This window comes from Pseudomonas sp. p21 (assembly GCF_001642705.1).
Taxonomy (GTDB): Bacteria; Pseudomonadota; Gammaproteobacteria; order Pseudomonadales; family Pseudomonadaceae; genus Aquipseudomonas.
This window is the reverse complement of record NZ_LWBV01000003.1, coordinates 714,586-731,774: the sequence shown is the minus strand read 5'-3', so window position 1 is coordinate 731,774 and position 17,189 is coordinate 714,586. Positions and strand designations below refer to the sequence as shown.

18 protein-coding genes are annotated in these 17,189 nt (G+C 63.1%); 10 read left to right on the top strand and 8 right to left on the bottom strand.

Annotated features, from left to right (window positions below; translation table 11 throughout):
- Positions 1-203 precede the first annotated feature (203 nt).
- Together A4C63_RS12790 and A4C63_RS12785 are read right to left on the bottom strand one after the other, a co-directional pair.
- Positions 204-2,657 (bottom strand): TonB-dependent siderophore receptor, encoded by a 2,454-nt coding sequence (locus A4C63_RS12790; RefSeq protein WP_063912954.1) that lies wholly within the window; start codon positions 2,655-2,657, stop codon positions 204-206.
- A 127-nt stretch (positions 2,658-2,784) separates the two neighbouring features.
- On the bottom strand, positions 2,785-3,645 hold the full coding sequence (locus A4C63_RS12785) for a formylglycine-generating enzyme family protein (protein ID WP_172827518.1): 861 nt from the start codon (positions 3,643-3,645) through the stop codon (positions 2,785-2,787).
- Positions 3,646-4,291: 646 nt separating this feature from the next.
- Between A4C63_RS12785 and A4C63_RS12780 the strand changes: the two genes are divergently transcribed.
- Complete coding sequence (locus tag A4C63_RS12780) at positions 4,292-5,173, top strand: DMT family transporter (RefSeq protein WP_063912953.1); 882 nt, start codon at positions 4,292-4,294, stop codon at positions 5,171-5,173.
- A gap of 3 nt (positions 5,174-5,176) precedes the next feature.
- Here A4C63_RS12780 and A4C63_RS12775 read toward each other — a convergent pair whose 3' ends face one another.
- Both A4C63_RS12775 and A4C63_RS12770 read right to left on the bottom strand, forming a co-directional pair.
- Positions 5,177-5,635 carry a DUF4265 domain-containing protein gene (locus A4C63_RS12775; protein WP_063912952.1) on the bottom strand — a complete coding sequence of 153 codons (459 nt, stop codon included), beginning with the start codon at positions 5,633-5,635 and terminating at the stop codon, positions 5,177-5,179.
- 14 nt (positions 5,636-5,649) lie between these two features.
- Positions 5,650-6,525 carry a DMT family transporter gene (locus tag A4C63_RS12770; RefSeq protein ID WP_063912951.1) on the bottom strand — a complete coding sequence of 292 codons (876 nt, stop codon included), beginning with the start codon at positions 6,523-6,525 and terminating at the stop codon, positions 5,650-5,652.
- Positions 6,526-6,773: 248 nt separating this feature from the next.
- Between A4C63_RS12770 and aceK the strand changes: the two genes are divergently transcribed.
- Entirely contained in the window at positions 6,774-8,489 is a 1,716-nt protein-coding gene (aceK, locus tag A4C63_RS12765) for a bifunctional isocitrate dehydrogenase kinase/phosphatase (protein ID WP_063912950.1), read from the top strand.
- 129 nt (positions 8,490-8,618) lie between these two features.
- Here the strand turns inward: aceK and A4C63_RS12760 are convergent, their stop codons facing one another.
- On the bottom strand, positions 8,619-9,479 hold the full coding sequence (locus tag A4C63_RS12760; RefSeq protein ID WP_063912949.1) for a DUF6279 family lipoprotein: 861 nt from the start codon (positions 9,477-9,479) through the stop codon (positions 8,619-8,621).
- A gap of 131 nt (positions 9,480-9,610) precedes the next feature.
- Here A4C63_RS12760 and A4C63_RS12755 point away from each other — a divergent pair, with 131 nt between their 5' ends.
- The gene (locus tag A4C63_RS12755) at positions 9,611-10,447 is read left to right on the top strand and encodes a S1 RNA-binding domain-containing protein (protein ID WP_013973728.1); all 837 of its coding nucleotides are present in this window, start codon (positions 9,611-9,613) and stop codon (positions 10,445-10,447) included.
- Here the strand turns inward: A4C63_RS12755 and A4C63_RS12750 are convergent, their stop codons facing one another.
- A complete protein-coding gene (locus tag A4C63_RS12750) occupies positions 10,448-10,828 on the bottom strand; it encodes a hypothetical protein (RefSeq protein WP_013973727.1) in 381 nt (126 codons plus the stop codon).
- A 294-nt stretch (positions 10,829-11,122) separates the two neighbouring features.
- On the opposite strand from A4C63_RS12750, the gene A4C63_RS12745 reads away from it, so the two are divergent.
- Entirely contained in the window at positions 11,123-12,082 is a 960-nt protein-coding gene (locus tag A4C63_RS12745) for a YihY/virulence factor BrkB family protein (RefSeq protein ID WP_063912948.1), read from the top strand.
- A complete protein-coding gene (def, locus tag A4C63_RS12740; RefSeq protein ID WP_063912947.1) occupies positions 12,079-12,615 on the top strand; it encodes a peptide deformylase in 537 nt (178 codons plus the stop codon). Before A4C63_RS12745 ends, def begins: the two co-directional genes overlap by 4 nt.
- Here def and A4C63_RS12735 read toward each other — a convergent pair.
- Positions 12,570-12,938: a GNAT family N-acetyltransferase gene (locus A4C63_RS12735; RefSeq protein ID WP_063912946.1), complete on the bottom strand. Its 369-nt coding sequence runs from the start codon at positions 12,936-12,938 to the stop codon at positions 12,570-12,572. The genes def and A4C63_RS12735 overlap by 46 nt on opposite strands.
- A 354-nt stretch (positions 12,939-13,292) precedes the next feature.
- Here A4C63_RS12735 and A4C63_RS12730 point away from each other — a divergent pair, with 354 nt between their 5' ends.
- The 5 genes from A4C63_RS12730 (at position 13,293) to A4C63_RS12710 (ending at position 16,562) form a co-directional block, all read left to right on the top strand.
- Entirely contained in the window at positions 13,293-13,550 is a 258-nt protein-coding gene (locus A4C63_RS12730; RefSeq protein WP_003254632.1) for a DUF2790 domain-containing protein, read from the top strand.
- A 452-nt stretch (positions 13,551-14,002) separates the two neighbouring features.
- Positions 14,003-14,428, top strand: coding sequence for a nuclear transport factor 2 family protein (locus A4C63_RS12725; RefSeq protein WP_063912945.1), 426 nt, complete (start codon positions 14,003-14,005; stop codon positions 14,426-14,428).
- Positions 14,429-14,472: 44 nt separating this feature from the next.
- The gene (locus A4C63_RS12720) at positions 14,473-14,817 is read left to right on the top strand and encodes a YciI family protein (RefSeq protein WP_013973721.1); all 345 of its coding nucleotides are present in this window, start codon (positions 14,473-14,475) and stop codon (positions 14,815-14,817) included.
- 21 nt (positions 14,818-14,838) lie between these two features.
- Positions 14,839-15,324, top strand: a complete 486-nt coding sequence (locus A4C63_RS12715) for an SRPBCC family protein (protein WP_063912944.1) — start codon at positions 14,839-14,841, stop codon at positions 15,322-15,324.
- The gene (locus A4C63_RS12710) at positions 15,324-16,562 is read left to right on the top strand and encodes an RNA polymerase sigma factor (RefSeq protein WP_063912943.1); all 1,239 of its coding nucleotides are present in this window, start codon (positions 15,324-15,326) and stop codon (positions 16,560-16,562) included. The genes A4C63_RS12715 and A4C63_RS12710 overlap by 1 nt, the downstream gene beginning before the upstream one ends.
- 126 nt (positions 16,563-16,688) lie before the next feature.
- On the opposite strand, the gene A4C63_RS12705 is transcribed toward A4C63_RS12710, so the two are convergent.
- Positions 16,689-17,159 (bottom strand): MaoC family dehydratase, encoded by a 471-nt coding sequence (locus A4C63_RS12705; protein ID WP_012273633.1) that lies wholly within the window; start codon positions 17,157-17,159, stop codon positions 16,689-16,691.
- Positions 17,160-17,189 lie beyond the last annotated feature (30 nt).

Here is a 17,189-nt window from a genome sequence, read left to right as displayed (position 1 = left end):
GATGCGGGGCGATGTCGTTTACTCACAGGGTTGACGTAGCCTTGCACCCCTCGGGGCTGCGCTTGCACGGACAGGAATGACTTGCAAGGGCGGCACGCAATGTGTGGTAGCAAGGGGAGAGGAAACAGCAGAGGGCGCAGGGAGGGCGAAGCGGGGGAAGTGTGGCCAGACCCGGTGCATGTCCCGGGTCTGGCCTGTGCGGCTTAGAAGTCGTAGCGCAGAGTCACCGTGGCGTTGCGCGGCGCACCGTAGTGGCCGTAACTGCCTGCCATGCCTGCGTAGTACTTCTTGTCGAAGAGGTTGTTGACGTTCAGCGTGGCCGCCAGGTTCTGGTTGATACGGTACCGAGCCATCAGGCTGGCGACGTAGTAGTCATCCTGGGTGACGTGGCTGTTGTAGCGCGGATACTGCAGTGTGGACTTGGAGTTCCAGTTCACGCCACCGCCCAAGGTCAGCTTGTCCCAATCGCCTGGCAGGCGGTAGGTGTTCCAGAAGCGGAATGTGTCCATCGGCAGTTGGGTGGTCTGGCGAACGCCATCTGCGTCCTCGGTGCGGGAATGACTGTAGCCGGTATAGACGTTCCAGCCAGGCAGTACTTCGCCCGAGAGTTCCAGGTCCACGCCTTTGGTCTCTGCACCGTCAATCGCTTTGAAGGCATTGCCGCCGGTCGGCGCCTTTTCGGTGGTCTCCTCGGCGAAGTTGTCCCTTTGTACCAAGTAGACGGCAACGTTGGCGTTGACACGGCCATCCAGGAATTCACCCTTCCAACCCATTTCGTAGTTCTTGCCGACCTCCGGGTCAAGAGGTTTGCCGCTGGCGTCGATATTGCTCTGTGGCTTGAAGATATCGGTATAGCTGACGTACACCGATTGCTCTTCTGTCAGGTCGTAGACGAGACCGGCATACGGCGTCACTACTCCATGCTCTTTCTGGGTATCAGGCGTGATTGGTTTACCGATGATGCCCAGGCTGTAGTCGAAGCGGTAGTCGGAAGCACGCGCACCCAGAATCAGGTGCAGGTCGTCAGTGAAGTTGAACCGTCCGGCGACGTAGTAGCCGCTCTGGCGGTTGAAGATATCGAATTTGATGCTTGGCGAAAGCTCGTCTTTGCCTGGCTTGGGCGTCACGTTTTCCCAAGTGAAGTAATTGATTTTCTGGTCAGGGCCGGCGTATTCGCGGTGCTTGTTCTCATACTCCAGGTAGTTGTAGCCGAAAATGAGTTCATGAGATTGTCCAAACAACTGGAAAGGCCCTTGGAGGGAAACGTCAGCAGCCTTCTGGTATTGGTCCGCCGATGCAACGCCAGCGTTGATGGTCGTCGAGCCATCAGGTTCCAGGTACGACCTGTTGGTTCTTGTAGAAATATAGGAAGAGAACGTGTCGCGATCGACGTCCATGTACAGAGTGGAAACTTTCAGTTGCCAATCGTTGGCCAGTTGCTGCTCAAGCGTCAGTGTGTAGTTGGTGGTTTCGTAGTCATCGTAACCCCAGCGAGCATCGGAACTTTTCGAGCGGGAAAAGTTGGTGGGCTGGCCGTTGGTGAAAATCAGCGGAACGCCTGAGGCGCCATTGACCTTGTAGGTCTGTCGGTCGATACCGAAACGAACCAGGGTGGTGTCGGTAAGGTCCGCTTCCAGTACGCCGTACAGGATGCTGCGGTCCTGGGTGTACCAGTCCATGAAGGTGTGGTTGTTCTGCTGTGCGGCGACAAAGCGTCCGCGTACGTTGCCTTCTTCGGTCAGTGGGCCGGAAACGTCCGCTTCTGCGCGGTAGTAATCCCAGGAACCAGCGCCGCCCTGGATATAGGACTTGAACTCCCGCGTCGGGCGTTTGCGGATCAGGTTGACCACGGCACTGGGGTCGCCGGCCCCGGTCATCAGGCCCGTTGCACCGCGGACGATCTCCACCCGGTCATACAGGGCCACATCCAGCAAGGTGCTGGGCATGTTACGGGTCTGGTTATCCTGAAACGTGGTGACGCCATCGAACTGGTAAGTGTTGATTGCGCTGCCGCGAGAATAGATGTTGAAGCGCTCGCCCCCATCCTGGGACATGGTAATGCCAGGTGTCTCTCTCAGCACGTCGGTCATGCTGCTCAGGTGCTGGTCATCCATGCGTTGGCGGGTCACCACCGTGATGGTTTGCGGCGTCTCACGGATCGACAGGTTCATCTTGGTGGCGGTGTTGGTCACACCGGTGGTGTAGGAGCCCGTGCCTTCGGTAGTGGCACCAAGCCCCACGCTATTGACGTTGGTCGCCGAAAGCTCGACCTGGCCGGCCTGTGCGCCCGAACTGGCCGTCACCGTCACGGTGTTGCCATCGATCTGGTAACGCAGCCCGGTGCCTTGCAGTAATGTCTGCAGCGAAGACTGCAGGTCATGCCGGCCCTTGAGCGCCGTGGAACGTAACCCGCTGATGTCCTCCGGGCTGTACAGCAACTGGGTATCGGTCTGCCTGGCCAGTGCCTGTAACGCCGAGTTCATCGACTGCGCGGGAATATCCAGTGTCCACTCCTGCGCCTGCACCTGGGCAACCATCGCAGCGGATATCGCCAGGCCCACACCGATGCGTGTGAACGCGCGCTGGGGACGAAGGGAATGACGGATCAGTAATGCTTTGGCAAGCGGGTTGAGCGGGCCGGGGAGGGACTTGGACATCTATTGCGGTCTCGTTGGCAGAGGGGTTTTTTTCTATGTCAGCTATAGGACGCAGCACCTGTGAAAAACCGGAACGATTCTTATTGACGATTTTTTTAGCCGATGCTGCGTTAACCGCGTCACAACTTCACAGTTCGCGTGCTACGCGAAAGCCGAGGAAGTCACCGCGGGTGGTCTTGAGTCGGTCGTTGCGGTTGGCCGAGCGGGAGAAGATCGGTGGTTCCCCCCAGTCGTTGCCACGCATGTGCGCGCGGATGCACGTGGGGTCCTGGATCCAGGCGCTGCCGTCGGTGGGGGCGCCTTCGTAGCTGTCGTGGTAGCAGTCGGCGACCCATTCGTAGACGTTGCCGTGCATGTCGTACATGCCGAAGGCATTGGCCGGGTAGCTGCCCACCGGGGCGGTGAAGGTATGACCGTCCTTGGGGCCATAGGTGTTGGCGTGCTTGCTGATCTCGTACTTGCCCGGTTCGTCGAAGGGGAAGGGGAACGGGCCGCTGGAGCCGGCACGGGCGGCATATTCGCGTTCGGCTTCGCTGACCATGCGGTACGGTTTGCCAGTGGTTTTCGCCAGCCATCGGGTGTAGGCCTGCACTTCGTCGTAGTCGACGCACACCGCTGGCTGGCGGGGGCCTTGCTTGTAAGTGGGCTTGCTGGCTTCGCACCAGCGGCCGGGGCGGTCGTCGCCGCTCTTGATGACGGTGCCGGTGGCCTTGATGTAGGCGTCCAGTTCGCTGGCGGTGACCTGGTAGCGGCTCATGGCGAAGGGCTTGGCGAAGGTCACGGTGTGCAGCGGGCCCTCGTCGGGCTGGCGGCCGACTTCGTCGTCGGGGGCACCCATCAGGTAGCTGCCGGCGGGCAGCACGACCATCTCGGGGCAGTCCTTGCAGTCTTTGAACACGTCGCCGGGCTTGGCGGCGTGGGCGTAGGCGCTGACCAGCAGCAGGCAGGTGATCTGGGCTGGCCGGTAGAGCCAGGCGGTTACGTTCATCGGTGGTCCTCGAAACGGGTGAATGCGGGCTGCGTTTCGCATTCAGACGAGCCGGGGCGGTGAAAAATTAACCAATAGAGATGCGATCCCATGGTCGCGGCTGGCTTGAAGAAACTGGAGGGTTGCCTGAACCTCCTGTGTGCGGGTTTATCGAGGCGTCGAACCGCCGCGAACAGTCCGACGCATTGAATGGCACCGGCTGCGCCGGTGTTCGCGGGTGAACCCGCTCCCACAGGGATCGCGGCAGCTTCAAGACAATGAGCAGGCAGTTGCCCTACTGGCGCGAGGGTGAGTTTGGGGAGGTTGCCAGCTGCCTGGCACCGGGCTATAGTCCTGCCCATTGTTCTTTTCCCGAAGACCTGTTCATGCCAGCCAGCCCTTCCACCACAAGCTTTGCCATCGCGCCAGTCGCGGGCATGGTCGTGCGTGGCTGCCAGCAGCCGGTCATGATCAGTCACTATCCACCACCACCTGTCAGTGGCGTCGTAGGCGGCGTAGCTCCGCCTCCTTGCGTGGTCGTGCTGGGCTGATCGGCTTCTGGCCGCATCCCTTCGCACACGCAACCTACTGAACACGGTCGGCGACTTCCCACGCTGAAGCACACGCCGTCCGTCTGGCTTATTCGCCTTATATCAGGTGGCAATACATGTCTGTCTTTAGCAAAGCATCCGTGGCCTCGGCGGCCACTACCAGCCTGTTCGTCCTGCTGTGGAGCAGCGGGGCGATCGTCTCCAAGCTGGGCCTGGCGCATGCCAGCCCGTTTGCCTTCCTGCTGTTGCGCTCGGCGCTGGCCCTGGCCGGCCTGCTGCTGATCGGCCCATTGCTGGGGCTACGCTGGCCGCGCAGTCGCGGGGCCATCCTGCGGGCCCTGGGCACTGGCTGTGTGCTGCTCGGCGCCTACCAGATCTTCTACCTGCTGGCGCTCAACACCCATGTCACCCCCGGCATCATGGCCACGGTGATGGGGGTACAACCGATCCTGACCGTGGTACTGATGGAGCGCCAGCGCTCCTGGAGCCGCCTGTTCGGCCTGGGGTTGGGGCTTGGCGGGTTGATCATGGTGGTCTACCAGGGCATCAACCTGGGTGGGGTGTCGCTGGCGGGGATGCTGTTCGCCTTGCTGGCGCTGGCCAGCATGACCCTTGGCTCGATCCTGCAGAAGCGCATCACCGACAACCCCATGGGCACGTTGCCGCTGCAGTACCTGGCCGGCTTTGCCATGTGCGCGTTGTTTGCACCGCTGCAGCCGCTGCATGTGGAGTGGACTGGCGGTTTCGTCGGCGCGCTGCTGTGGATGGGGCTGGTGGTCTCGCTACTGGCGACCTTGCTGCTGTACCGGCTGATCGCCAAGGGTAACCTGGTCAATGTCACCAGCCTGTTCTACCTGGTGCCGGCAGTGACCGCGGTGATGGACTTGCTGATCTTCGGCAACCGCCTGGCGCCGCTCAGCCTGCTGGGCATGGGGCTGATCGTGGTGGGCCTGCTGTTCGTGTTCCGCAAGCCCGCCGCGCGCCTGGCCGAGGCGTAGGCCCTAGCGGAATTCTTCGGGGATGGCGTGGCGCAGTACGCCTTCCTCGAAGTCCAGTACGCCGGCTTCGCGCTGGGTGAGCAGGTAGTAGAGCAAGGTGTCGAGCGAGCGCTGCGGCGGGACCTCGACCGCCAGCATCTTCACTGCCTGCTCGGTTTCGCAGTTGCAGCCGAAGTCGTGCAAGGCCGCGCGTACCTGGTCCAGGGTTTCCGGAGGCTTGACGATAACCCGGAACACCGAGCTGCCGCTGCTGCGGCGCAGTTCGGCGAACCAGGTTTCGCCGGCTTCCTCACGGGTGCCGATCAGGTCGCCCGGGGCGATGCCGTAGACATGGAAGGGAATGTTGTCGACGGCATAGCCGCCTTCCACGGCCTTGGCCCACAGGCCCTCGACCGAGGCGGGCGGGTAGCCGTTTTCGTCCTGCTCCAGGCGGAACAGGACCTTCTTGTACGCGTCGTTCATCCTGTACCCCCGCTTCAGCTGCGTGCCGGGCGCAGCACCAGCCACAATGCCAGGCCAATCAGCAGGCCGCCGTACAGGTGCGCCATCGACAACGGTTCGTCCAGCAGCCACGCCCCCCACAATACGCCGAATACCGGGATCAGGAAGGTCACGGTGCTGGCCTTGACCGGGCCGATCTCCTCCAGCAGGCGGAAGTACAGGATGTAGGCGAACGCTGTGCACAGCAGGCCCAGGCCCAGCAGCGACAGCCACACCTGCCAGCCGCCCCAGCTGGCCGGTGGCTGGCTCAGCGCGCTCCAGGCAAACAGCGGGCTCAGCATCAGGGTGGCGCCGAGCATGCTGCCCAGTGCCGACAGGCGGCTGTCCAGGCCGCTGACCCAGCGGCGGGCGAGGAAGCCGGCAAAGCCGTAGCAGGTGGTGGCCGCCAGGCAGGCGAGGGCGCCTTGCAGCAATGCCAGGTCCAGAGCCACTGGGCCGGCGCCGCTGAGGATGCCGACGCCGAACAGGCCCAGGAAGATGCCGCAGAGCTTGGCCAGGGTCATCGGTTCGCGGAAGAACAGCGCGCCGACCAGCACGCCCATCAGCGGTGTGGTGGCGTTGAAGATTGCCGAGTAACCGGCTGGCAGTACCTGGGCGGCCACGGAGTAGAAGGTGGCGGGGATACCTGAGTTGATCATGCCCAGCACCAGGCAGGCACCGAGCTTGCCCTGGAAGTCCCAGCGCACGCGGGCGGCGGCGAGCAGGGCGACCAGGCCCAGGCAGGCGATGGACACACGGAAGAACGCCGTCGGCACCGTGCCCAGCTCGGGGGCGATGATGCGCATGAACAGGAAACTCGCCCCCCAGACGGCGGCAAGGGTCAGCAGGCGGGCTAGGGCGATGGGGCTCACGACGGTCTCCGGAGGCAGGGCAGGGGCGCGAGTGTACGCCAGGGGGGGCAGGGGATTCTTGTGCTTTCTTGCGGTGTAAACCTGTGCCGGCCTCTTCGCGGGCACGCCCGCTCCCACAGGTTCTCTGCAATGCTCGCCCTGTGGTAATCCTGTGGGAGCGGGCGAGCCCGCGAAGAGGCCGGTACAGGCTCCGCAAAAACCAAGAGGCGACTAAGCTCTGTAACTCAACACTGCACCGAGGTCTTCGCATGCCCCAGCCCTGGCCCGCTGTCGAAATCGCCCGGATGATCCTCGCCGGCTTCGACGACTACCGCGACCACTTCCAGTGCATCACCCTAGGTGCCCGCCAGCGCTTCGAGCAGGCGCGCTGGCAGGATATCCAGCGTGCCTCTGCCGCTCGCATCAACCTCTATGAAGAGAAGGTCGCCGAGGTCAACGGCAGGCTGCGCCAGGGCTTTGCCGAGGACGTGCTGCTGGATGTGGAACAATGGCCACTGGTGAAGAACGCCTACATCCACCTGATCGACCCACGGCTGGACGACGAACTGTCCGAGACCTGGTACAACTCGCTGTTCTGCAGCCTGTTCAGCCACGACCTGATCAGCGACGGCTGCATGTTCATCCACACCACCCGACCCTCCATGCGCGGCCGTGAGCGCGCCGCGCAAACCCGTACCTATCGGCCAGACGCTGGGCTCAAGGGCCTGCTGCGAGCGGTGTTCACCGATTACCCGTTCGATGTGCCGTACCGCAACCTGGAAGGCGACCTGGTGCGCCTGGAAGAGCAACTGCGCGACTGCCTGCCGGACTGGGTATGCAAGGACCCGACCCTGGCGGTAGAGCTGTTTTCGCCGGTGCTGTACCGCAACAAGGGCGCCTATCTGGTTGGCCGGCTGTTCAACAGCGATGAGCAGTGGCCGCTGGTCATCCCGCTGCTGCACCGCGAAGGGCATGGTATCGAGGCCGATGCGCTGATCACCGACGAGGCTGAGGTGTCGATCATCTTTTCCTTTACCCGCTCGTACTTCATGGTCGATGTGCCGGTGCCGGCGGAGTTCGTCAACTTCCTCAAGCGCATCTTGCCGGGCAAGCACATCGCCGAGCTGTACACCTCCATCGGCTTCTACAAGCACGGCAAGTCGGAGTTCTACCGGGCGTTGATCAACCACCTGGCCAGCAGCGACGATCGCTTCGTCATGGCGCCCGGGGTGCGTGGCATGGTCATGAGCGTGTTCACCCTGCCGGGCTTCAACACGGTGTTCAAGATCATCAAGGACCGTTTTTCGCCGTCCAAGACAGTCGATCGCGCCACGGTGATCGACAAGTACCGGCTGGTGAAAAGCGTCGACCGCGTCGGGCGCATGGCCGATACCCAGGAGTTCGCCGATTTTCGTTTCCCGCGTAGCAAGTTCGAGCCGGAGTGCCTGGCCGAACTGCTGGAGGTGGCGCCATCGACCGTGGCGCTGGAGGGGGACACGGTGCTGATCCGTCACTGCTGGACCGAGCGGCGCATGACACCGCTGAACCTGTACCTGGAGCACGCCAGCGAGGGCCAGGTGCTGGAGGCACTGGAGGATTACGGCCTGGCCATCAAGCAGCTGGCGGCGGCGAATATCTTCCCTGGCGACATGCTGCTGAAGAATTTTGGCGTTACCCGCCATGGCCGGGTGGTGTTCTATGACTATGACGAGATCAGTTTCCTGACCGAGGTGAACTTCCGCCATATCCCGCCGCCGCGTTACCCGGAAGACGAGATGTCGGGGGAGCCGTGGTACTCGATCGGGCCGCATGACGTGTTCCCCGAGGAGTTTCCGCCGTTCCTGTTTGCCGACATTGGCCAGCGGCGCTTGTTCAGCCGGTTGCATGGGGAGTTGTACGACGCGGATTACTGGAAGGGGCTGCAGGCGGCGATTCGTGGAGGGAAGGTGATCGATGTGTTTCCGTATCGGCGCAAGGGGCGGTGACTTTGCTTTAGCAGGCCTGGCCCCTTCGCGGGTAAACCCGCTCCCACAGGTACGGCACAGGATTTGAAACCAGTGGGGTGCCTGTGGGAGCGGGTTTACCCGCGAAGAGGCCGTGCCTGCTTTCCACCTTCACCCTTTCAAACACTTCAATTCACTGAAATCGGTGCGCACCTTGCCCAACCGCTCCTGCAAAAACCGCCGCTGCTGCGGGGTACTCTGGTGCACCAGATCCACCAGCAAGCTGCGCGCCTGCTGCTCGGTATGCTGATAGGCCGCCCGGTACTCCGGCGTCCACAAACTCTCCTTGCGCTGCAACAAGGTCGCCAGGCGCGGCTCGAAGCTGGGGTCGTTGCGCTGGTTCATCGCCAGCAGCAATTGCTGCTGCCAGTGTGCGCGGTTGGCGATCCATTCGCGGTTCTGGTCGCCCAGCGACGCGGACCAGGCCTGCACGCGCTGCTTCTGCACCGCGGTCAGCTCGCCAAACCATGGCGTCAGGCGTTTCTCCATGCGTTCGGTACGGCGGGCGATCTGCTTGGCCAACGGCGTATCCACATACTGTTTCTGCCGTTCGCTGATGTCCTCGCGGAATGCCTCGCGCATCTCCGCTACCTGGCTATCGCTCATGCCACGCAACAACTCGGTGGCCGAAGGGGTGATTTCCTCGGCCACTCGGCCAATCGCCTCGCGGGCTTCGCGGGTGCGCTGCTGCAGGGCCTGGTCGGTCACCTGGTCGTCGGCGACCATGCCGCGTACCCGGTCCAGCCAGTCGAGGTAGCCGGGCAGCTGGGTCTTGCAATGCCAGGCCAGGTGCTCCCGCAGTCGATCGTCAAGCATGGCCTTCTGCTCACGGTTCATGGCCAGGTAGTCGCCCAGCGACCAAGGCACCAGGCGGTCGAGGTTGCGGTAGGCCAGGTCGATACGGTTGCAGGCGGCCAGGGCCAGGGCGCAGCCGATGGCGACGAGCAGGGCTTTGGACAGGCGTAGCGGCATGGGCTGTTCCTTGCGGGTGCTGGCCCGACGGTAGACGCAAGGGGGACGCTGACGGTTCCACTGCATCAGCGGTCGGGCGGCGCGCTGGCTTCAGGTGTAGAATAGCCGCCTTGTCTTGAGGAACATCGGAAATGGCTCTGCTTGGGCGTTACAACAGTTTGCAAATCGTGAAACACGTGGACTTCGGCCTGTACCTGGACGGCGGCGCCGACGGCGAGATCCTGCTGCCCGGGCGCTACATCCCGAAAAACGCCGAAACCGAAGTGGATGACTGGCTGAACGTGTTCATCTACCTGGACAGCGAAGACCAGCTGATCGCCACCACCGAGAAGCCCAAGGTGCAGGTTGGCGAGTTCGCCAGCCTCAAGGTCAAGGACATCAACGGTGCCGGCATCTTCCTCGACTGGGGCCTGTCCAAGGACCTGCTGATGCCGTATTCGGAAGAGGCGCGGCCGCTGAAGATCGGCGACTACTGCGTGGTACACGTGTACCTCGACAAGCGCACCCGTCGCATCACTGCCACTTCACGCCTGGACCGCTACCTGGACCGCACCCCGGCAGACTACCAGGTGGGCCAGCCGGTCGAGCTGCTGGTGGCCGGCGAGACGCCGATGGGCTTCAAGGCGATCATCAACAACCGCCACTGGGGCCTGATCCACAAGAACGAGGTGTTCAAGTTCCTGCGCTCGGGCATGCACGAGAAGGGCTTCATCAAGGAAGTGCGCGCGGACGGCAAGATCGCCTTGAGCCTGCAACCGGTCGGCGCGGCCCTGGCCGACAGCCTGCAGGAGCAGATCATGGCGCGCCTGGAGGCCGAAGGCGGGGTGCTGGGGGTGTGCGACAAGAGCGACCCGGCGCTGATCAGCAAGCTGTTCAACGTCAGCAAGGGCAACTTCAAGAAGGCCATTGGCGGGTTGTTCAAGCAGGGCCGCATCGTCATCCATGACGATCGCATCGAGAAGGCCTGATCAGGCCTGCACGAAGGTTCGGAAGTCCAGCTGCTCGCCACCCGGGCGGGTGTCGCGCAGCAGCGAGTCGCGGTCGGCGCTGAGGGCCAGGCTGATGGTCGAGCGGCGCTTGCCGGGGTTGCGCACTTCCATTTGTTCCTGGTGAGCGCGCAGGAAGTTGGTCGGCACCTTCAGGTGTTGCAGCTCGTCGCTTTCCGGGGTGTGCAGCAGCAGGTTGACCCAGTCGGGCTGGCCCTTGCGCAGCAGCGCCACCGGCACCTCGAACCACCACAGGTTGCGCTTGCGGTCGAGGATGGCGAACAGGGTGTTGCTGCTGGTCAGCACCGGGCGGGCCAGTGCTTCGTTGCGCCGGGCGATGGCGGCGGGTTTGTCGAGTTTCATGCAGGTTCCTGCGGGTTGACGCTATGAAGGCCTGCATTGTGAGGGGTGGCGGGTAGTGGGGCAAGGTTTGCCATCTGTTCTGCCTGTAGCGGCCTCTTCGCGGGTAAACCCGCTCCCACAGGTACACCACAGGTCTCAAGGGCAGTGGAAGACCTGTGGGAGCGGATTTACCCGCGAAGAGGCCGGTACTGGCGTAAGCAAATTCTTGCAGCATGGCCGGGATCAGCACAGCAACGGCATGGTCTATTAGACTTACCCGTGGTACTCACGAATCAAGCGGCGAAAGGAGACGCTATGATTTTCCCCGACCTGCGCGGCCTGCCCCTGCACCGCGTGCTGGTACGCACCGTCAAGGAGTTCCTCGACGACGAGATGTCGACCTACGCTTCCGCGCTGGCCTACCAGATGCTGTTCTCGCTGTTCCCGTTCCTGCTGTTCCTGATTGCCCTGATCGGTTTCCTGCACCTGCCGGACTTCTTCTCCTGGCTGCGTCTGCAATCGGAACTGGTGCTGCCACCCCAGGCGCTGGAGCAGGTGAACCCGGTGATCGACCAGTTGCAGCAGTCCAAGGGCGGGCTGTTGTCGGTGGGTATCGTGATTGCCTTGTGGACCGCATCGGCCGGTGTGCGCCTGATGATGAGCGCGATGAACGCCGCCTACGATGTGCCCGAGGGCCGCCCGGTGTGGAAGCGCATTCCGTTGTCGATCATCTACACCGTGGGCATCGCCGGCATGTTGCTGGTGGCTGCGGCGCTGATGGTGCTGGGGCCGCAGGTGATGGAGTGGATTGCCGCCCAGGTCGGCATGCAGGAGGTGATCGTCACGGTGTGGACCATCCTGCGCTGGCCGGCGATCATCATCCTGATGATGGTGGCGGTTGCGCTGATCTATTACGTGATGCCCGATGTGAAGCAGCAGTTCCGCTTCATCACCCCGGGCTCGGTGCTGGCGGTGGTGGTGTGGATCGTGGCGTCGCTGGGCTTTGCCTACTACGTGAAGACCTTTGCCGATTACAACGCCATGTACGGCAGTATCGGTGCAATCATCGTGCTATTGCTGTATTTCTATATTTCCGCTGCCGTGTTGCTGCTGGGCGCGGAGATGAACGCAGTGATCGAGCACATGTCGAGCGAGGGCAAGAACCCTGGCGAAAAGGACTTCGGTGAGCACAAGCCCCGCGAGACCATTACCGTGCTGGGCCATGAACACCCGATTCCAAGCGAGCACCAACCTTCCGAGCCTAACCCCCGATGATCCGTGACATTCTCAAGATGGGCGACGAACGCCTGCTGCGCATCGCCCCGCCAGTGCCCGACCATATGCTCGGCAGTGCCGAACTGCAGCAACTGATCGACGACATGTTCGAAACCATGCGCCATGTGGGTGGCGTGGGCCTGGCGGCGCCCCAGATCGGCATCGACCTGCAGCTGGTGATCTTCGGCTTCGAGCGCAGCGAGCGTTACCCGGATGCCGAACCGGTGCCGCAGACTATCCTGCTCAACCCGGTCATTACGCCAACGTCCAGTGAGCTCGAGGACGGTTGGGAAGGTTGCCTGTCGGTGCCCGGCCTGCGCGGCGTGGTGCCGCGTTTCAAGCACATCTGCTATGAAGGCATCGATCCCCAGGGCAACCCGATCAACCGCTTTGCCGACGGCTTCCATGCGCGGGTGGTGCAACATGAATGCGACCACCTGATCGGTCGGCTGTACCCGTCACGCATCCAGGACTTTTCCCGGTTCGGCTACACCGAGGTGCTGTTCCCCGGGCTCGACGCCAGCGACGACTGACCCCGCTGCAGTGCCACCAGGCGCTTGCTGCGCTGGTAGCGCTGCAGGCGGCCAGCCAGGGCTGCCTGCAGCTGCCGGGCCACGTCGAAGGCCAGGCGCTGGTAGAAGGGCGCAAGGTCCGGGTGGCAGAACAGCCAGGTGGGCCCGCCAGCCTGTGCCAGCGCCGCCTCGACCAACCGCCCGGCCACCCCTTGGCTACGCCGCTGCGGGTCGACGAACAACCCGGTCAGCCAGAAGCCATCGCCCACCGCGCTCAGGCTCAAGCCCGCGATGATGCCGGGGCCCCGCGCTACCCACAGCTGAGCGTCGCCCGCAGCACGCATGCGTGAGCCGTGCTGGCGGTAAAAGTTGTCCAGCAGCCGGCGTTCCGGGTCCGAAAGTTTCGAACAGTACAGATTTTCAGAAATTGCGCGTCCTACCCTGAAAGGCGGCCAGGGGCTCTGGCCTGATGTGTTGCGGTCATCTTGTCGCAGATTGTTGCATATCCGGCAAGGGTGAATGTCCGAGTTCGGGGTTCAACTATTCCAGGCCGGGAGTAGACTTTTATCCATCCCCCCTGGCAGTACGAAGCGGGATCGGTACTTCGTGCCATCTCCATCGCAGATGGCAACTTCTCCGCGCCGGTTACGGCAATAGAAGTCAATCGATCAGCTTGAATGCTCAAAAGGCAAACACACATGAAACCACTACTGATTCTTGCATTGGTCGGTATGTCCTCGTTCGCCCTCGCCGATGAGGCCAAGCCCGTCTCCAGCGAGCCCGTGGCCCAGCAGTACGACTACTCCATGAACCTGGACATCAAGCGGGTGATCAACCTGTCGACCATCCCCAACGTCTGCGAAGTGGTACCTGCAACCATGACCTACGAAGACCATCAAGGCCAGGTGCACACCATCCAGTACCGGGCCATGGGTGAGGGGTGCCAGCAGGGTTGAGCCCGCCAAGGGCCCGCCACAGCATTTTCAGCGCCTGTGAGATCGAGCGCCGCCCGCGCGGCGCTTCGCAGCACAAGGCTGCTCCTACATCTGTTTCTGGCCAGTAACGCCTGTGCCAGAGCACGCGAACGCCTTGTTTGTCCGACACGATATCGAGGTGGGCGCCAAGGGACCGCGCGCCTTTGCCTCAGGATTAATTGGCCCGAAACAAATGTAGGAGCAGCCTTGTGCTGCGAAGCGCCGCGCGGGCGTCGCTCGGTCTCACAGGCGCCACATCACCCAAGGCATACACCTTGTCGCCCCTACGCAATTCCCCGATATGCATTTCAAACCACAATCAACCCAGAATAATTTCCTCGACCTGTCGATTCCTCCGTCCCCCGTTCGACCATAGGTGAGAGCACGTTGCCCCCCCGTGCCCAATCACCCATGACCTGTCGGAGGAACCCCCGATGAGCACCGCAGTCGAAACCGAGATCCGCCAGTTGATCGAGCGCTGGATGCAGGCCGTGCGCGACCGCGACATCCCCAACATCGTCGCTCCCTATGCCGACGACATCGTCGCCTTCGATGCCATCCAGGCCCTGCAGTTCAAAGGCAAGGCCACCTACCAGGCGCACTGGGAAATGTGCATGGGCATGTGCCCCGGCCCCATGGTTTTCGATTTTGCCGAGCTTACCGTGCATGCCGCTGGCGACCTGGCCCTGGCCCACTGGCTGAACCGCTGTGGCCCGGCGGACAACGAAAGCCAGTGCGGCTTCATGCGCGCCACCGTGGGCTATCGTCGTCAAGGTGGCCAGTGGCTGGTAATCCACGAGCACTGGTCGGCGCCGTTCGACATGGAAACCCAGAAAGCCCTGTTCGATCTCAAGCCCTGAGCCGTTATCGCCAAACGCACTTTGCCAATGCCCTGGAGGTGACCATGAAATACCTGTGCCTGGTCTATTGTGACGAGGGGCTGCTGCACAGCCTGCCCGACAGCCCGGAAGACGCCGAATGCATGGCGTATGCCGAATCCATTCAAGGCTCCGGGCGAATGCTGGCGGCCGAGGCGCTGAAGCCGGTGCAGACCGCCACCACCGTGCGCATGCGCAACGGGCACATGAGCCTGACCGACGGCCCGTTCGCCGAGACCAAGGAGCAACTGGCGGGCTTCTACCTGGTGGAGGCCCGCGACCTGAACGAGGCACTGAACATCGCCAAGGGCATCCCCGCCGCGCGGGTCGGCAGTGTCGAGGTGCGGCCGGTGCGCGAACTGCAACCCTGATAGCAACGGAGACCTACCAGCATGAGCCTTGCACACCCCGCGCAAGCGCAACACGAGTTGTCCATCAGCCGCCTGATCGACGCGCCACCGGCCAAGGTGTTCCGCGCCTGGACCGACCCCCAGTGGCTGATGCAGTGGTGGGGGCCGCATGGCATGACCACCCCGGAGTGCGAGATGCAACTGTGGATCGGTGGCCTGTTCCGCACCCTGATGCGGGCGCCGGATGGCAGCGAGTACCCGAACCAGGGCGTGTTCCTGGAAATCGCCGCGCCGCGGCGGCTGGTGTTCACCGATGCCTTTGGCCCGGGCTGGGTGCCTTCGGACAAGGCCTTCATGACCGCCGTGATCAGTTTTGACGAGGAACAGGGCAAAACCCGCTACACCGCCCGCGCCTGGCACTGGAATGCCGCCGACTGCCGCGCCCATGAGGAAATGGGCTTCCACCAGGGCTGGGGAGAGAGCCTGGACCGCCTGGTGGAGGTGGTAACCCAGCGGATGCCCGACTGATGATGGCACTGGCGCAGGTACGTGCCGAGGTCGAGGCGGTCTACCGGCGCGAGTCGCGGCGCATCCTGGCGACGCTGATCCGCCTGCTGGGGGATTTCGACCTGGCCGAGGAGGCCATGCACGATGCCTTCTTCATCGCCGTCGAGCGCTGGCAGCGCGACGGTATCCCCGATAGCCCGCGGGCGTGGCTGGTCTCCACCGGCCGCTTCAAGGCCATCGATGCGCTGCGCCGGCGCGCCCGTTTCGACCGTTCCCAGGTGGACCTGAGCATGCTGCTTGACGGCCAGGCGCAGGACCCCAGCGAAGAAGAACTGCTGGCCGACGACCGCCTGCGGCTGATCTTCACCTGCTGCCACCCGGCCTTGTCCGCCGATGCCCAGGTGCCGCTTACCCTGCGTGAAGTGTGCGACCTGACCACCGAGCAAATCGCCCGGGCTTTCCTGCAAAGCCCGGCCACCATCGCCCAGCGCATCGTGCGTGCCAAGGCCAAGATCCGCGATGCGGGCATCCCTTATCAGGTGCCGGAGCTGAACGAACTGCCCGAGCGGCTGGAGAGCGTGCTGCGAGTGATCTACCTGGTGTTCAACGAGGGCTATTCGGCGTCGTCGGGCGAGGCACTGTTGCAGCAGGAGCTGAGCGATGAAGCCATTCGCCTGGCGCGGCTGCTGGTGCAGTTGCTGCCCGACCCGGAGGTGGTCGGCCTGCTGGCCTTGATGTTGCTGCAAGCGTCCCGGCAGCGGGCGCGTACCGATGGCCAGGGCAACCTGGTATTGCTGGAGCAGCAGGACCGTAGCCTGTGGGACCGGCAACGCATTGCCGAAGGCTGCGAACTGGTGCGCCAGGCCCTGCAAAGCCGGGCGTTCGGCGCCTATACCGTGCAGGCAGCGATTGCAGCGCTGCATGCCGAAGCGGCGACCGCCGAAGAGACCGACTGGGCGGAGATCGTCGGGCTGTATGACGTGCTGCAACGGCATTGGCCGTCAGCTGTAGTAGAGCTGAACCGGGCCGTGGCGCTGGCGAAGCGGGATGGGCCGGAAGTTGGCCTGCGGGAGGTCGAAGGTATTCTGGCGCGGGGTGAACTGCTGGACTATCACCTGGCCCATGCGGCGCGGGCCGAACTGTATTACCAGCTGGGGCATGTGGAGCAGGCGCGTGCGGCCTGGCGGCAGGCGCTGGCGCTGACCCGCCAGGAGCCGGAGCGCAGGCATATAGAGCGGCGGTTGCAGGCTATCGAATGATGTTGGCTGTGCCGGCCTCTTCGCGGGTAAACCCGCTCCCACAGGATTGCGTCACGGCTTGATGCTGTGAGGTCCATGTGGGAGCGGGTTTACCCGCGAAAGGGCCGGTACTGCCTGCATCAATCTTCAGCTAGCCACAAAATTCGGCGGCGAAACCAGTTCGACGGTCTGCTGCTTGCGCGGCGCAAGGATCTCGGCCTCGCCCTGGACCACCAGCTCATCATTTTGGTTGTACACATTGGTGGCGATGCGCACCTTGAACTTGGGCAGCTTCTCCAGGATTTCCAGGCGTACGGTCAGGGTATCGCCAATTTTCACCGGCTTCTGGAAGCTCATTTGCTGACCCAGGTAGATGGTGCCAGGGCCAGGCAGGGTGCAGGCCACTGCAGCACTGATCAGCGCGCCGCTGAACATGCCGTGGGCGATGCGCTCGCGGAACATGCTCTTGGCAGCGAACTCGGCATCCAGGTGCACCGGGTTGTGGTCACCGGACATCGCGGCGAACAGCTGGATGTCGCGTTCTTCAACGGACTTCTTGTACTCGGCCTTCTGGCCGACTTCGAGGGCTTCGTAAGGCGTGTTGGTGACCTGGGACATCGGGGCTTCCTTAAGCGGTAGGTGAGGGCG

Excerpts from the sequence above, each read along its gene's own strand:
- A4C63_RS12745 (WP_063912948.1), top strand. The coding sequence starts at position 11,123 with ATGATTTTCCCCGACCTGCGCGGCCTGCCCCTGCACCGCGTGCTGGTA.
- A4C63_RS12705 (WP_012273633.1), bottom strand. The coding sequence starts at position 17,159 with ATGTCCCAGGTCACCAACACGCCTTACGAAGCCCTCGAAGTCGGCCAG.
- A4C63_RS12790 (WP_063912954.1), bottom strand. The coding sequence starts at position 2,657 with ATGTCCAAGTCCCTCCCCGGCCCGCTCAACCCGCTTGCCAAAGCATTA.
- A4C63_RS12775 (WP_063912952.1), bottom strand. The coding sequence starts at position 5,635 with ATGAACGACGCGTACAAGAAGGTCCTGTTCCGCCTGGAGCAGGACGAA.
- A4C63_RS12785 (WP_172827518.1), bottom strand. The coding sequence starts at position 3,645 with ATGAACGTAACCGCCTGGCTCTACCGGCCAGCCCAGATCACCTGCCTG.
- A4C63_RS12730 (WP_003254632.1), top strand. The coding sequence starts at position 13,293 with ATGAAACCACTACTGATTCTTGCATTGGTCGGTATGTCCTCGTTCGCC.
- aceK (WP_063912950.1), top strand. The coding sequence starts at position 6,774 with ATGCCCCAGCCCTGGCCCGCTGTCGAAATCGCCCGGATGATCCTCGCC.
- A4C63_RS12735 (WP_063912946.1), bottom strand. The coding sequence starts at position 12,938 with ATGCGTGCTGCGGGCGACGCTCAGCTGTGGGTAGCGCGGGGCCCCGGC.
- A4C63_RS12720 (WP_013973721.1), top strand. The coding sequence starts at position 14,473 with ATGAAATACCTGTGCCTGGTCTATTGTGACGAGGGGCTGCTGCACAGC.
- def (WP_063912947.1), top strand. The coding sequence starts at position 12,079 with ATGATCCGTGACATTCTCAAGATGGGCGACGAACGCCTGCTGCGCATC.
- A4C63_RS12725 (WP_063912945.1), top strand. The coding sequence starts at position 14,003 with ATGAGCACCGCAGTCGAAACCGAGATCCGCCAGTTGATCGAGCGCTGG.
- A4C63_RS12715 (WP_063912944.1), top strand. The coding sequence starts at position 14,839 with ATGAGCCTTGCACACCCCGCGCAAGCGCAACACGAGTTGTCCATCAGC.
- A4C63_RS12755 (WP_013973728.1), top strand. The coding sequence starts at position 9,611 with ATGGCTCTGCTTGGGCGTTACAACAGTTTGCAAATCGTGAAACACGTG.
- A4C63_RS12780 (WP_063912953.1), top strand. The coding sequence starts at position 4,292 with ATGTCTGTCTTTAGCAAAGCATCCGTGGCCTCGGCGGCCACTACCAGC.
- A4C63_RS12750 (WP_013973727.1), bottom strand. The coding sequence starts at position 10,828 with ATGAAACTCGACAAACCCGCCGCCATCGCCCGGCGCAACGAAGCACTG.
- A4C63_RS12710 (WP_063912943.1), top strand. The coding sequence starts at position 15,324 with ATGATGGCACTGGCGCAGGTACGTGCCGAGGTCGAGGCGGTCTACCGG.
- A4C63_RS12760 (WP_063912949.1), bottom strand. The coding sequence starts at position 9,479 with ATGCCGCTACGCCTGTCCAAAGCCCTGCTCGTCGCCATCGGCTGCGCC.